The sequence below is a fragment of the Halomonas sp. AOP7-B1-5 genome (assembly GCF_052353045.1).
GTDB classification, from domain to species: domain Bacteria; phylum Pseudomonadota; class Gammaproteobacteria; order Pseudomonadales; family Halomonadaceae; genus Vreelandella; species Vreelandella colorata.
This window is the reverse complement of record NZ_JBQTDC010000044.1, coordinates 13998-28004: the sequence shown is the minus strand read 5'-3', so window position 1 is coordinate 28004 and position 14007 is coordinate 13998. Positions and strand designations below refer to the sequence as shown.

The window sequence follows — 14007 nt, the reverse complement described above, 5'->3', positions numbered from 1 at the left end:
TACGGCGCCATCAGGCGCCGTGAGCCAATCAACGTTTTATTTTTTACGTGAAGATTGGCTGGATGCAGTACCCGGCTTTTCGCCTTGGGCCGCTGAAGTTGCCTGCTCAGTCATTTTTTGACCAGCATCGCTAAACAGCTTTTCCATTTCAGATTTGAACTGAAGGCTCATTTCGCTCATGGCGCGAGCGTCTTCCTGCATCTGCTGCGAAATCTCATTCATCATTTCGGCTTGCTGAGTACCGAAATCGCGCAGGCTTTCCGCATCCTGAATGTTCGTGGCGCTACGAATGCGCTCTGTTCCCATCTGGCTATAGCGTTTCATCGCTTCCAGCTGGTATTGGGTCATTTTTTCCATGTTGTTGAGCATCAGCGAGTTGATCTTGCGCATCGGCTCAAACATTTGGCGGGTTTGGGCGTTAAAGGCGTCCGTCATCTTGTCTTGCATGGTGTCTGCTCCTATTGCGTTACTAAGGTGAGCCCGAAGGCCCTTATGAACGTAATGTGCTGCACTGTATGTTATATTTTTGTTGCACTGCAAAAAAAGAGTAAGCGCTAGTATGGTGCATTACAATAACACTTAGATGACGGCCGTGATTTTTTGGCCGTTACGCACCCTGCCGCGTTACTCGGTTTTTCCCTTACTACGCGAGCGTGAGGACGCTGGAGCTTTTGCCTTGGCGCTTCCTCTGCTAGGTGTGTCGCTGTCCGCTGCCTGACTCTGGTTAGTGGCGCTGCTGGAACTACCCGCCTGGCGCAGCATATCCAGCATCATTTGCTGGTACGTCCCGAAATTAGCCAGCCCCTGCGATAACCCTTGCTGCATCATCGGCTGCTGTAAGAAAGGCCGCATCAGGCTCATGGGGTCATAGCCTTCAACACCTGACTCCATTTGGCGCTGGATATTTTCCAGCAGGCTTTGCTGAAACGCCTCGATATCAGGCAGCCCAAGCGCCTGGCGGAACTCGTCCGGGGTCAGATCAAACTCAACGTTAATCTTCATGGGGTTACTCCTTAACCATCTCCCCTTGAGTGTAGCAGCGTTAAACGAACCGTATATGGCTTTAACGCTGCGCTAACTCCACGTTAAATCTGCGCTAAACCTGATTCAGGCGCGGCGTATCAACGCTCACGTCGCCATTTTGCCCCCGTTGGCGTAACCAATGATCTAACAGTGTAATGGCCATCATGGCTTCGGCGATGGGTGTTGCGCGAATGCCTACGCACGGGTCGTGGCGACCTTTGGTAATTACCTCGACAGGCTGGCCGTTGACATCAATGGAGCGCCCCGGCGTGGTAATACTGGAGGTGGGCTTAAGGGCAAGCCTTGCCACGATAGGCTGCCCGCTGGAAATCCCACCCAAGACGCCGCCCGCATGGTTGGACAAAAAGCCTTCCGGCGTCATCTCATCGCGGTGTTCACTGCCCCGCTGAGCCACCGAACCAAACCCTGCGCCAATCTCAATGCCTTTTACCGCATTAATGCTCATTAAGCCATGCGCCAGCTCAGCATCCAGGCGGTCAAACACCGGCTCGCCCAAGCCTACCGGCACGCCTTCGGCCACCACGGTAATTTCTGCGCCCACGGAATCCTGATCGCGGCGCAGTTGATCCATATAGGTCTCAAGCTCGGCTACTTTGGCAGGGTCGGGGCAGAAAAAGGCGTTCTGCTCAACGGCTTCCCACTCTTTGAATTCGATCTTGATGGGGCCAAGCTGGCTCATGTAACCGCGGATCTGAACGCCCTGGGCGGCCAGATACTTCTTGGCAATCGCACCTGCCGCCACGCGCATGGCGGTTTCACGAGCGCTTGAGCGGCCACCACCGCGATAGTCGCGATGGCCATATTTATGGTGATAGGTGTAGTCCGCGTGCGCCGGACGGAACTGGTCCTTGATTTTCGAGTAATCATTGGAGCGCTGGTCGGTATTCTCGATCAACAGGCCAATCGAGGTGCCGGTGGTTTTACCCTCGAACACGCCGGATAAAATCCTCACCTGATCAGGCTCTTTACGCTGCGTGGTATGCCGAGAGCTACCCGGGCGGCGGCGGTCCAGGTCGCGCTGCAGATCCTCTTCACACAGCGCAAGCCCCGGCGGGCAGCCATCAACGATGGCACCAAGTGCCACGCCGTGGCTTTCGCCAAAGGTGGTTACGGTAAACAGTTTGCCAAAACTATTGCCAGACATGGGCGTTCATTCCTTACACAAAAGACGCCGCATAGGCGTCGAGTTCAGCAGCGCTCAAGGCAAATACGCCCTGGCCGCCACGCTCGAAGTCAAGCCACATAAAAGGTACGTCAGGAAACGCAGCTTCCACATGACGGTCAGAATTGCCCACTTCCACAATCAGCCAGCCGGAGTCGCTTAAATGACTGCGCGCCTCGCGCAGAATACGCCGCACGATATCCAAGCCGTCTTTGCCAGCACCCAGCGCCAGCGCGGGTTCATGGCGAAACTCGGCGGGCATGGTGGCCAAATCACGCGCATCCACGTAGGGCGGGTTGGAAACGATCAAATCAAAACGTTGGCCTTCAAGGCCATCAAATACATCGGATGCAACCGCCCGTACCCGGTCGCCCACATCGTGGCGGGTAATATTTTCCCGGGCGACAGCCAACGCATCTTGGCTGATATCGGCAAGTGTGACCTCACAGGTAGGCAGGTAAAGGCCTGTAGCAATGCCGATACAACCAGAGCCGGTGCATAAATCCAGCACGCTGGCCGGGGGCTCTTCAGGGAACCAGGCGCTAAAGCCGTCTTCGATTAACTCGGCAATCGGCGAGCGTGGAATTAACACTCGCTCATCGACATTGAACGGATGGCCTGCGAAAAACGCCTCGCCTAGCAGATACGGGAGCGGCTGGCGGCTGATTACCCGTTCCCGGGCCAGAGCAATAATACGCTGGCGCTCAACGGGCAGAAGCCGTGCTTCCAGAACGCTGGGGTCGACGTTCCAGGGTAGATGCAGCGCGCCTAAGCAGAGCGCGACCGCTTCATCCCAGGCGGATTCCGTGCCATGACCATAGTGCAGCCCCGCCAGATAGAACTCGCTGGATACCCAGCGTAGATAGTCGCGCAACGTAAAAAGATCGCTTATCAGCGCCGTATCCGGCAATGAAAGGGTTGAGTGAGAGGTCTCAGCATTGAGGGGCGTAGTCACAGCGACTCCTGATAAACGAAAATCATCCATGCAGCCATTATGAAGCTACACTCAGTTGATAAAGAAAAATTGTACCTTTAAAGATTGTACCTTTGACGCCGCCCGGTTCACAGCGGCGCTCAGCTCGCTATACTGTCGCCTCTTTTATATCATTACTTACTTTTCACACGTTGAGCCTGACATGACGCGACGCCACCTGCCCAATGATGACGATATCAGCGCCTTTCGCCAGGCGCTTCAAGCAGCAGGCGTGCGCCGTATTGCGACCAACCAGGCAGACCCCGGTAAGCCCAAGCGGGATAATAACGCCCACCAGGCAAGGCGCAACGCCGCGGTTGAGAGCAACACCCTGCAAACCAGCGGGCGCACCTCGGATGGCCGGGTGGAAGCCGTGCGCCCTTCCGAGTACCTGGAATTCAGCGTACCCGATTTACCCTGGCGCAGCCTTAGCCAGCTAAAGCGCGGCCAAACCGAGTGGCAGGCGGGGCTCGACCTGCACGGCTACACCCTGGAAGAAGCCCGTACAGAACTTGAAAGCTTTCTGCGCGATGCGGCAAGTCAGGGTTTACGCTGTGTTCTGGTCGTTCACGGCAAGGCGTGGGGCAGCACCTCTGACTTCCCGGTGCTTAAAAGCCATACCAATACCTGGCTGCGTGAATGGCCGGGCGTGCTGGCATTCTGCTCTGCGGTTGATATCGATGGTGGCACCGGTGCGGTTTATATCCTGTTACGTAAGCGAGGCCCGTAGGCCCACGCGACTTACTCCGCAGCATCCGACGCAATGCTTGGCATGCGTCGCTCTAACGCTTCATCGGCCAAGTGCCGCCCCAGGCAAATTAACTCCTTGGCCCGATGAAACTCATGCGTACTGCACACCGTTTTGGGTATCTCGATCAGTACATCCGGCGGGTAGCCAGCAATTTTATACTTAGCCAACGCCGCCTGGGTAATATCGAACGATTCTAAAATCATGCCGAGTCGGCTCCACTCGCGCTTGCCACGGGCTTCAGGCGTCTCTTCTTCACTTTCATCATCCACTCCATTGCCCCCCAGACCGTCCCATAGCCGCTTGGTGGCTTCGCGCATATCACTCATCCAGCCCCCCATATTGGCGTCGCGTTCACGCTCTGAGGCCGTGCGACTATCATTCTCTTCGTGCTCCTTGGGCAGCAGTTCCTCCAGTGACACCGGCTGCGGGCTATGGGCCGTCACGTTAACGGCCACTACTAGGTCAGCACGGTGAGCCGCGATGACCGGCATGATGGGCAGGGGATTAAGCAGCCCGCCATCAACTAACATTTGATCACCCGTACTGACTGGGGTAATCACCCCAGGAATAGCAATGGAGGCCCGGATAGCGTGCAACAGCGGGCCGTTTTGAAACCATACCTCTCGCTGGCGAACCAAGTCGGTGGCAATCGTGGTAATAGGGATAGGCAGATCCTCAATCAGTACATCGCCCACCAACGCCTCCAACTTGTGCATCACCTTGTTGGCGCGCATGGCCCCCATGGGACTCCAGGTCATATCGATAAGCCTGAGCACATCGAGATAATCCAGAGTACAGACCCACTCCCGGTATTCGGGCAGTTTTCCCGAGGCGTAGATACCGCCAATCAGTGCGCCCATCGAGCACCCGGCGATGGAAATAATCTCAAAACCGCGTGCTTCCAGCGCTTCGATCACACCAATATGTGCGTAGCCACGTGCCCCACCGCTTCCCAATACCAGGGCGACCTTTTTGCCATTGCCAGTGCGCGTCAGTTGGTTCATTGCTTATCCTTGTCTTTCTTATGCCTGCCCGCTTTGTTGTATTGATACGTGCTCTGAATCGTCGATACCCAATAACCTGCCTTGCGCTAAGCCGTGGCCGTTTGCCAATGGGCAGCGACGACTTCCGCCACGGCGGCAACGGCCTTGGGCTCCAGATGCAGGTGATGCCCGCCCGGTAACACGTGGCGCGTAAGACACTTAACCGCCTGGCGCGCCTGCACAGCCCACTCGCGTTCGCCTAAAATACCCCGTTCGCCCTCAATCAAGAGCATCGGCGCCTGGATACAGGTCAACTGGGCCAGCACCTGTTCTGGAGTAAAGCGTACCAACGAGGGTTTTAGCAACCGGCTATCGGTGCGCATTTGTATATAACCATCGGCGGTAGCTTCGGTATTACGCTCAACCAGCGGTATTGCCGTTACGCTATCCAGTGTGGTTACTCCGCCGGCGACCCGAGCGGCAACCGCGCTTTCTATATCGGCATAGCGCGGCGCACGGGAAAGCGGCCGTCGGTAAGCCATCAAGCCTTTGCGTAGCTGGTTGGCGGTTTCTACTGCTGGCGTATTCAACGCCCCCAGCCCATCAATCAGCGTCAACTGAGCAACGCGCTCCGGCATGGTGGCCGCCACTAGGCAAGCGACGGCTGCTCCCATCGAGTGGGCCAATAGTGACGCCTGCTCGATACCTAGCGTGTCCATCGCATCAAGCACGTCATGGCAGTAATCCCACAGCGCATAGTCACTGCCCGCCGGAATATGTTTTGAATGCCCATGGCCACGGAAGTCGATTGCTACAATGCGGATATCCAGCACTTCGGCCAGTCGCGGCGCCAGGCGGGTAAAGCTTGCCGCGTTATCCAGCCAGCCGTGCAGCGCTAACCACACGGGGGCATCCTGGCGGCCCCAGCTCAGCGCCGCCAGGCGGCTTTGGGCAAGTACTAGCGCTTGCCCAGCACGGCGATTCGTCCACGCAGACGTTGTTTCAGACATAAGTCATTTCCTGGCCAAGCGACAGTCTTGCGAATGAGCAAGCGTGGCCTAGCCGTTTTTCGATATAGGAGAAGCGTCGCGCATTTTCAAGCAATGCATAGATGACGGTCTAAGCGACAAACGTTACCATGCCAGGCGCAATTCTTCCGCCGCTTTATACCCTTCTATCGATTAATGGTGACCCTATGAAACCTCGTCGCGATACGCGTGCCCGCAACCTTGTTTTCCTGATTGCGGTGGTTAGCGCGGTAGTCGTTGGCCTGTGGCTTGCACGCTAAGTTAGTCTGATCGACGCTCAGCGCTTGCAATTTATACCTCACGAATAAATACTGTATATAAATACATATTTAATTTCAGTGAGGATGCCGACGATGCTGTTTCCGCCATCGCCTGTCGCGCCAACCTTGCCGTTAACCTCTCAGCCGCTGCCTTACTCCTCCTTGCAAGGCCGCGCTGGCTTTAGCGGCTTTCCATCGCCAGCGCAGGATTACGAGCCACGTACGCTCGACCTCAATACGCGGTTGATCAAAAATCCTACCCAAACGTTTTATCTCTCGGCGACCGGCGACAGCATGGAAGGCTGGGGGATTTTTGACGGCGATTTACTGGTCGTTGATCGCAGCATCAAGCCCCGTCTGGGGCATATTCTGGTGGCCATGTTCGAAGACGAAGTGCTGATCAAGCGCTATGCGCTTTACCTAGGCACGCCCCATCTCTGCTCTGCACACCCCCACTACCCGCCGCTTCCTCTGGAAGGTACCGATTGCCAGCTATGGGGCGTGGTACGCGCGGTTATCCATGAGTACCTACGATGATCGGCCTGGTAGATGCCAACAACTTTTACGTCAGCTGTGAGCGAGTGTTTGACCCGACCCTGGAAGGTAAAGCAGTCGGCGTCATGTCGAACAACGACGGTTGTATCATCGCCCGCTCTGCTGAGATGAAAGCCATGGACATCCCAATGGGTATTCCCTCTTTCAAGCTTGAAAGCTTGCGCAGGCGTGGCGACATCTACCTGAAGTCATCCAACTACGAGCTGTACGGTGATATGTCGGCAAGGCTGTGCCAGCTGCTGCGCGATACGTGCCCTGCAGTATCGCCCTATTCCATCGATGAAATGTTTATCTATCTGGAGGAGTTCACTGACAAGCAGTGCCAAACCCTGGGCGAATGGCTGAGGCGACGTATCCGGCGTCATTTAGGCTTACCGGTGTGCGTCGGGCTTGCACCAACGCATACGCTGGCCAAGCTGGCTAACCACCTGGCCAAAAAGTCGCCCCATTATCAAGGCGTGTGTCTGCTGAGTGCCCAAAGTGCGTCCACGACGGCATTGCTTAAACAAACGCCGGTGGGTAGCGTCTGGGGTATTGGCCGCAGGCTTGCTGAGCGTCTGGCTATCAACAAGATTCATACCGCCTGGGATTTACGTGAGGCAGATATTCAGCAGTTACGTAAACGCTACTCTGTGGTAATCGCCCGCACAGCGCTTGAGCTACGCGGCACGCCCTGCCTGCATATGAATGCACTCGACCAGCCGCGCCACCGCATCATGACTTCGCGCTCGTTCGGCCAGGCTACCGGCGTCAAAACTGAAGTGCATAATGCCTTGCGCCGCCATGCCCAGCGCAGTGCCGAAAAGCTTCGTGAACAGCGCAGCCTAACCCGTGCGGTGATGATATTTTTAAACACCAACCGCCACCGCCGCGACCAGCCGCAGTACTTTCCCCACGCCATGGTGCCGCTGCCCTCACCTAGCGACGACACGCGCACTATTCTTGGAGCCGTCCACCAAGGGCTCGAGCAGATGTACCGACCAGGCTACAAGTTCATGAAAGCTGGCGTGATGCTGCTTGATTTAGTCGATGCTGAGCAGTACCAGCTCTCGCTGTTGCATCAACCACCGCGCAACCGTCATCCGTATTTAATGGCCACGCTGGATACTATCAACCAGCGAATGGGGCAAGGCACGATCAGCTTTGGCATGACAGATGCGGACGCCGCCTGGCAGCTGCGCTGCGCGCATCGCTCAAACCGCTATACCACGCGCTGGGACGAGCTGATGCAGGCTGGCACCCACCCCGGTGCTATTCAAGAGTGCGCTGCACGCAAGTAGTCGTTACCCTAGGGAGACTTAAACTAAGGAAATCTTGCTGTTATGCCTTTGGACAGGCCCGATCAAGAATACGCTCCCTCTCCTGGCCTGGCGCAGCGTCTAGCGCACCGCTATATCAGCTACCTGCTGACGCGCAACGCGCCCTTGTCCGCGCCCAACCCGCACGCTATCAAGCGGATCAAACGCTGGACGATAGTATGGGCCGCCATTGCCGGGATTATTTCCGGCACGCTGATTGGGGGTGGCGAGTGGTGGATGAAGCGTATCGCTATTGATGGCTGGTCCGGGATGAGCCTTGGCGAGCAGATACCTTATTGGATCGCCTACTACGCCGTAGTAGGTGTCATCACCGCGATTGAGATAGGCTTTTTGTACTGGAATTCACTGCGCGGGGTTACCCATATTACCCGCCTGGCCGGTTTAGCTTACTCACAGCACAATGCGTTTACGCCCTCTCTGCAGCTAACCGTTCACGGTGTTGCACGTGCTGCGCTTGAATACCCCAGTTCAGGCAATACCATTTACGGCATTAACCCTCATGCATACCTGCATGGCTGGAAGCTGACGCTAAAAGCGCTGCTGTACCGCTTAAAAATTAGCCTGAGCAGTTTTATCCTGCGCGTAGTGATGCGGCGTGTCTTGGGCCGCCTGGCATTACGCGGTTTTATTCCCATGCTGATGGGGCCGCTATACGCTATCTGGAATGCCTGGATTGCCTGGCGCGTATTACATCAAGCCCATCTGATGGCCTATGGTCCGCCGCGTATCGACGCGCTAATGCATGAGTTGAATACTTTATCGCGTGCCCAGCGCCAGTTGATCGTTCAAGGCATTGGCGAGCTCATGATGCGTAACCGCCATCCTCATCCCAATCTGGTGCTGTTACTGTCGCAGCTTTTAGCGTCGCTACCTGAACAGCCGCAAAGTGTGGATATCGATTGGCAACAGGCACTAGGCGATTATGCGCAGTTGGACACACACGAGCGTTCAGCTGTACTCGAAAGCCTGACCCAGGCTGCTATTCTCAGCGGCCCTTATCGCGGGGCGCGCAAGGCGTTTTTACGGGAAGTGTATGCTCGCTGCCAAACGCCGCTGCATGAACAATCAGTTATCGCTCAGCAGCAGCGCTGGCTGTCGGGAGAAGAGGTTAGCGTGTCGTTAACGCCTGCTTCAAACGCGGGCTAAAAAGCTCACCCAGCACCATCATGGCTAGCAAGATCAACAGTAACCACGGCCAGTGGGCTGAAAAGGTAACGGAATAAAGGCCTAAAGCATCGGCAAAAATAACTAAAATGCCCAGCGGGCTTACGTAGCGCACCATGGCAAGCCACAGCGTATAAGCCAAGGGTGACAACCCCAGCTCAGCACGGAACGTTTCATTCTTGAGCACAAAACCTGCCAGCACCACCGTGCCTAAACCGCCCAGCGGCATCATCCAGCGTGAGGTGATGTAGTCCAGCCAGTCAAAGAAGGTTTTACCCGCCAGCGTCCAATCCGCCCCCAGGTTAAATGACAGCATGGCCGCAGTACTGATCAACCACAGCACAATCCCCGTGCTCCACGCGGCACTGCGACGCGAGAACCCTTTGTTATCGCACAGCCAGGAAACGGTTGCTTCGACCATCGATATAGAAGACGTCAGCGCCGCCATCGACAGCATGGCAAAAAACAAAATCCCAAACAGCGTTCCCAACGGCATCGCCTGAAAGGCCAGTGGCAGGCTCATAAAGATCAGCCCCGGGCCTTCGCCTGGGTCCATACCGTTGGCAAAAATCACCGGGAAGATTGCAAGCCCGGCCATCAGGGCAACCGCCGTATCCGCAATCGCTACGCTGATAGTGGTACGCCCAATGGAAGCGCTCTTGGGCAGGTAGCTTCCGTAGGTAAGAATAGCGCCGGAGGCAAGCGACAGGGTAAAGAACGCATGGCCAAGGGCGGCCAACATGCCCTCGCTTGAAAGGCTACCGGCTTTAAAGGAGAACAAGAAGCTGACAGCATCGCCAAAGCCACCGGAAAATATGCCAAACACAATCAATAGCAGCAGCATGATAACCAGGCCCGGCATCATCCAGCCGACGTTTTTCTCGATTCCTTCCTGAACGCCTTTACCTACAATCACCATGGTGATCAGCGTGACCAGGGTGCTCCAAAAGCCCAGATTGCGCGGATCGTCGTTGTTGGCCCCAAACACGGTGGCCATATCGTCAACGCTGGTACCCGCCAGGCCACCGGTTAGCATCTTCCACAGGTAGGAAAACGACCAGCCCGCCACCACCACGTAAAACGATAGAATCAAAAAGCCGCACAGCATGGCCATCCAGCCAAGCAGCGACCATGCTGATGAACGCCCCGACTCATTCACCACCCGACGAATCGCATCAATGGGACTACCGCGTCCGCGCCGCCCAAAGGCAATCTCGCTCATCATTACCGGTACGCCCACGGCAAAAATGCACGCCAGATACACCAGTACAAACGCGCCGCCGCCATACTCGCCGGTGATATACGGAAATTTCCAGATATTGCCTAGCCCAACGGCAGAGCCCGTTGCGGCTAGCATAAATCCCCAGCGGCCCAGCCACTGGACGCGAGGTTGCTCGGAAGACGCCATGACGATCCTTCTGGTGTGAAAAAAAGCGCTTATCCTAGAGGATTTTGGTTAAAAAGCACAAAACTCTTGTTAACAGTTTTGAAAATGTTTGCCCGGCTTCTTTGCCTTGCCTCGTTAGCGCGTCACGGATAGCGCTTTTGCCTCGGCATCCAGACGCTGTGCGGTTTGATCTACGCGCCGTAACCATGCCAATAGCACCACGCCCATAGCAACAAAGCCCCCGGCCAGCCAAAGGCCCACAGTATAGTGGCCCGAAGCCTCGGCCAGTACGCCGGTTAAGGCAGGCGCAAAAATTTGCGCAGCCCCATACGCCAAGGTCATCTGGCCCATTAAACGCGCCGGACTTGACGGGTAAAGCCTTCCCGCCATGGTCAGGACTAAACTCACACAACCTAAAAACGTGCCGCCATAAAGCACCGCGCTGAGCAGCACAACGGCCAAGCTTGAAGAAATGGCAGGCAAAACGATCCCCACCGCCTGTATCGACATGGCCACAATCAATGCGCCTAAATAACCTATCCGCCGCGCCACCAAATCCCACAGCATAACGGCGGGAGCGGCCGCCAAACCGACCACCGCAAAGGTCCAGTTACCGGCTCCTGAAAGCAGCGGTTCGCGCTCAACAATGGTGACGATAAACGTGGCGTTAATTACATAGCCGTATCCGGCGCAGAAATAAGCGGGCAACATTAAGCGCATAAAGGTACGTGAAGGCGGCATGGCGGTAGGCAATTCAGCCTGACGAGCACCAGCAACCGGTTTGACCGGGCGCGGCAGCCAGCGCCAGGCGGGCACTAGCAGCACAGCACCCAACAAGCCAAAAATCCACCACTGGGCCTGCCAGTCAAGCGAGAGCGCAAGCATCAGTTCTACCGCTACGGCAGCCAGCACAATGCCCAACCCTAGCCCGGCAAAATGTATGCCCAGCTCGCCCCGCTGCTGGTGATGCATCAGCCAGTGAAGGATTAACCCAGACGCCAGGAGCATGGCGGCACTGCTTGAAAGGCCCGCGAAAAAGCGCAGCCCCGCCCATAGCCAGAAGTGATCCGTCAGCGCCATGCCCACCGTCGTCAGCACCGCGAGCACCAGACCAATACGATACAGGGTGTCTTTGAGATAGATACTGCGGATAGAGGCCGCCAGCACCGCACCCAGCATATAGCCCGCGTAGTTAAGCGCCGCCAGCCAGCCACCATCGGCATCGCCCATCCAGGTGTGCTGCTGCATGACCGGCAGTAACGGCGTATAGGCAAAGCGGGCGATCCCCACACACAAAAGCTGACTGAAAACGCCCGCCAGCAATACCTTATAGCGCTGAACGCGTAGCGATGCCGTGCCCATGCTCTCTCCTGATCCTGTTGTTTATTACGTATTGTTTATTACGGTGCTGGCCGTTGTTTCTAAATGATTAGCCTGCATATTACGTGTGCATAGCCAGGTCCACATCGTCTAATAGTGGAACAACCTTATTAATCTGGCAGACTAGACACACAGATGACCATTTGGAGAGTTTAAATGAGCGATACTGCAAAACCCTGGACGCAGTCCATGCCGGAAGCACAGTTCAAGCTGATGCGCGACATTCTGGCCGCCCCTAGCCCGGTTGGCCTGGAAGGGGCAATGACCTACGGCGTCTTAAAGCCTTACTTCGAGACGTTTGCTCCTGACAGCTGGCACCTTCACCAGTTTAAGGGCAATGCAGGCGTGGTACTGGATACCCACCCTGACCGCGATGATATGTTCAAGGTCATGATTATCGGCCATGCGGACAAGATACGCATGCAGGTACGCTCAATTGGCGAAGACGGCAAAATCTGGATCAACACCGATTCGTTTTTGCCTTCCGTACTGATTGGCCATGAAGTGAAGCTTTTCAGTGAAGACCCTGAAAAACCCGGCAGCTACCGTTCGATTGAAGGCGGTACCGTTGAAGCGCTAGGCGCCATTCACTTTTCCGATCCGGCGGCGCGCACCGGCGACAAGGGCATCAAGAAAGAGCAGATCTATCTGGACCTGCAAATTCACGGCGAGAACAAAAAGCAGCAAGTGCTTAATCTAGGCGTGCGCCCGGGCGACTCGATTATTTTTGATCGCCCTATTCGCCCCGGTTTCAGCCCCGATACCTTCTACGGCGCCTACCTGGATAACGGCCTGGGCTGCTTTGTGGCCGCTGAAGTCGCGCGGTTGATTGCCGAAGCAGGCGGCACTGATAAGGTGCGCGTTATGTTCGCCATTGCAAGCTACGAAGAGATTGGCCGTTTTGGTAGCCGAGTTATGGCCGGTGAGCTAAAACCGGATGCGCTGATTGGCGTGGACGTGAACCACGACTACGTAGCCGCCCCAGGTATCGGCGATAAACGTATGCAGCCGCTGGAAATGGGCAAAGGCTTTACGATGTCGGTAGGCTCCATTGCCAGCGAGCAGTTGAATCGCATCATCGCCAGTGCTGCCAAAGAGCAGGATATTCCCATTCAGCGCGATATGGTGGGGGTAGATACGGGTACTGACGGCATGGCGGGCGTATTGGCCTCTATTGATAGCGCCGCCACCTCTATCGGCTTCCCGATTCGTAACATGCACACCATCTCGGAAACCGGCAACACGAAAGATGTACTGGCGGCGATCCATGCGCTTACCCATACGCTGTTGGCGCTGGACAAACTGCCTAACCTTGAGCGTGAGTTTTTGGATAACCACCCGCGTCTTGATCAAGCAAGCCCGCTTAGCCATCAGGGTCATGCAAAACCTGAGGACGTAAAGACTGAAAGCAGTGACGAGAAATAAGCGTTTTATATTGAATAAGAATGTTTTAACGTCAGTGTTTCTAGCATAAAAAAAAGCCCCGGCCAATCACCGGCCGGGGCTTTATCAGGTCCTCCTTAATATTTCCTCACCAACATCCTGTTCGTGCATCCTTGGACAACTCAAGCAATCCTTGCTTGTTCTTCCTGAGTACCTTCCTTGTGGTACTACCTACTTTGAACCTTAAATGTGTCAAACACATTAATGCAGGATAATAAATTTAAAAAAAAGCGCCATCAGATAAGCCAAACTGAGCACAAGACAAATTATCTAATTAATCTTTAATGAATAGCGCAGATAGAATTTACTACTTATACTTTTAATGTACCCACTATTGGTACACCACATGGATGTTACTACCTACCCAACGACAATAATCCCCAGGGGAGGACGTCAATATGCACACTATTATGGTGAGCCATAAAGTCAACGGTTTAGATATTATGTGCAGGCGCTGCGGTAATTCAGAGTCGCCTACTACACCTTATTTTAAGCGTTTCCGCTTGGAAGGCACCGGCAAAAACACCACCACCGTACGCTGTTTAAATTGCCAAACCG

13 protein-coding genes are annotated in these 14007 nt (G+C 55.4%); 5 read left to right on the top strand and 8 right to left on the bottom strand.

The window, feature by feature from the left end; all coding sequences use genetic code 11:
• Positions 1-36 precede the first annotated feature (36 nt).
• The 4 genes from ACT3XD_RS16875 to prmB all read right to left on the bottom strand — a co-directional run bounded on the left by ACT3XD_RS16875 (position 37) and on the right by prmB (position 3161).
• Entirely contained in the window at positions 37-447 is a 411-nt protein-coding gene (locus tag ACT3XD_RS16875) for a phasin family protein (protein WP_018916701.1), read from the bottom strand.
• A 177-nt stretch (positions 448-624) separates the two neighbouring features.
• A complete protein-coding gene (locus ACT3XD_RS16870; RefSeq protein WP_192539300.1) occupies positions 625-1002 on the bottom strand; it encodes a hypothetical protein in 378 nt (125 codons plus the stop codon).
• A gap of 94 nt (positions 1003-1096) precedes the next feature.
• Positions 1097-2188, bottom strand: a complete 1092-nt coding sequence (gene aroC / locus ACT3XD_RS16865) for a chorismate synthase (RefSeq protein WP_192539299.1) — start codon at positions 2186-2188, stop codon at positions 1097-1099.
• A 13-nt stretch (positions 2189-2201) separates the two neighbouring features.
• A complete protein-coding gene (gene prmB / locus ACT3XD_RS16860) occupies positions 2202-3161 on the bottom strand; it encodes a 50S ribosomal protein L3 N(5)-glutamine methyltransferase (protein WP_192539298.1) in 960 nt (319 codons plus the stop codon).
• Between the two features lie 181 nt (positions 3162-3342).
• Here prmB and ACT3XD_RS16855 point away from each other — a divergent pair, with 181 nt between their 5' ends.
• Entirely contained in the window at positions 3343-3909 is a 567-nt protein-coding gene (locus ACT3XD_RS16855; RefSeq protein ID WP_192539297.1) for a Smr/MutS family protein, read from the top strand.
• A gap of 11 nt (positions 3910-3920) precedes the next feature.
• On the opposite strand, the gene ACT3XD_RS16850 is transcribed toward ACT3XD_RS16855, so the two are convergent.
• Complete coding sequence (locus tag ACT3XD_RS16850; protein WP_192539296.1) at positions 3921-4934, bottom strand: patatin-like phospholipase family protein; 1014 nt, start codon at positions 4932-4934, stop codon at positions 3921-3923.
• An 86-nt stretch (positions 4935-5020) separates the two neighbouring features.
• Complete coding sequence (locus ACT3XD_RS16845; protein WP_192539295.1) at positions 5021-5923, bottom strand: alpha/beta fold hydrolase; 903 nt, start codon at positions 5921-5923, stop codon at positions 5021-5023.
• Between the two features lie 371 nt (positions 5924-6294).
• Between ACT3XD_RS16845 and ACT3XD_RS16840 the strand changes: the two genes are divergently transcribed.
• Genes ACT3XD_RS16840 through ACT3XD_RS16830 form a run of 3 tightly spaced genes read left to right on the top strand, consistent with a single transcriptional unit; the run spans position 6295 to position 9221 of the window.
• On the top strand, positions 6295-6738 hold the full coding sequence (locus ACT3XD_RS16840; protein ID WP_407648089.1) for a LexA family protein: 444 nt from the start codon (positions 6295-6297) through the stop codon (positions 6736-6738).
• Positions 6735-8036 (top strand): Y-family DNA polymerase, encoded by a 1302-nt coding sequence (locus tag ACT3XD_RS16835; protein ID WP_192539293.1) that lies wholly within the window; start codon positions 6735-6737, stop codon positions 8034-8036. The genes ACT3XD_RS16840 and ACT3XD_RS16835 overlap by 4 nt, the downstream gene beginning before the upstream one ends.
• Positions 8037-8078: 42 nt before the next feature.
• Positions 8079-9221, top strand: coding sequence for an LBF_2804 family protein (locus tag ACT3XD_RS16830; RefSeq protein ID WP_192539292.1), 1143 nt, complete (start codon positions 8079-8081; stop codon positions 9219-9221).
• On the opposite strand, the gene ACT3XD_RS16825 is transcribed toward ACT3XD_RS16830, so the two are convergent.
• Complete coding sequence (locus ACT3XD_RS16825) at positions 9184-10647, bottom strand: sodium-dependent transporter (RefSeq protein WP_192539291.1); 1464 nt, start codon at positions 10645-10647, stop codon at positions 9184-9186. The two genes, ACT3XD_RS16830 and ACT3XD_RS16825, sit on opposite strands and share 38 nt — an antisense overlap.
• Before the next feature lie 114 nt (positions 10648-10761).
• Positions 10762-11988 (bottom strand): YbfB/YjiJ family MFS transporter, encoded by a 1227-nt coding sequence (locus ACT3XD_RS16820; protein WP_192539290.1) that lies wholly within the window; start codon positions 11986-11988, stop codon positions 10762-10764.
• A 174-nt stretch (positions 11989-12162) separates the two neighbouring features.
• Here ACT3XD_RS16820 and ACT3XD_RS16815 point away from each other — a divergent pair, with 174 nt between their 5' ends.
• Complete coding sequence (locus ACT3XD_RS16815; protein ID WP_192539289.1) at positions 12163-13431, top strand: M20/M25/M40 family metallo-hydrolase; 1269 nt, start codon at positions 12163-12165, stop codon at positions 13429-13431.
• The last annotated feature ends 576 nt before the right edge of the window (positions 13432-14007 follow it).

Bases quoted from the DNA above. Each gene is read 5' to 3' on its own strand.
- ACT3XD_RS16850 (WP_192539296.1), bottom strand. From the start codon at position 4,934: ATGAACCAACTGACGCGCACTGGCAATGGCAAAAAGGTCGCCCTGGTA.
- ACT3XD_RS16855 (WP_192539297.1), top strand. From the start codon at position 3,343: ATGACGCGACGCCACCTGCCCAATGATGACGATATCAGCGCCTTTCGC.
- ACT3XD_RS16820 (WP_192539290.1), bottom strand. From the start codon at position 11,988: ATGGGCACGGCATCGCTACGCGTTCAGCGCTATAAGGTATTGCTGGCG.
- ACT3XD_RS16830 (WP_192539292.1), top strand. From the start codon at position 8,079: ATGCCTTTGGACAGGCCCGATCAAGAATACGCTCCCTCTCCTGGCCTG.
- ACT3XD_RS16835 (WP_192539293.1), top strand. From the start codon at position 6,735: ATGATCGGCCTGGTAGATGCCAACAACTTTTACGTCAGCTGTGAGCGA.
- ACT3XD_RS16840 (WP_407648089.1), top strand. From the start codon at position 6,295: ATGCTGTTTCCGCCATCGCCTGTCGCGCCAACCTTGCCGTTAACCTCT.
- ACT3XD_RS16825 (WP_192539291.1), bottom strand. From the start codon at position 10,647: ATGGCGTCTTCCGAGCAACCTCGCGTCCAGTGGCTGGGCCGCTGGGGA.
- aroC (WP_192539299.1), bottom strand. From the start codon at position 2,188: ATGTCTGGCAATAGTTTTGGCAAACTGTTTACCGTAACCACCTTTGGC.
- ACT3XD_RS16815 (WP_192539289.1), top strand. From the start codon at position 12,163: ATGAGCGATACTGCAAAACCCTGGACGCAGTCCATGCCGGAAGCACAG.
- ACT3XD_RS16845 (WP_192539295.1), bottom strand. From the start codon at position 5,923: ATGTCTGAAACAACGTCTGCGTGGACGAATCGCCGTGCTGGGCAAGCG.
- ACT3XD_RS16870 (WP_192539300.1), bottom strand. From the start codon at position 1,002: ATGAAGATTAACGTTGAGTTTGATCTGACCCCGGACGAGTTCCGCCAG.
- ACT3XD_RS16875 (WP_018916701.1), bottom strand. From the start codon at position 447: ATGCAAGACAAGATGACGGACGCCTTTAACGCCCAAACCCGCCAAATG.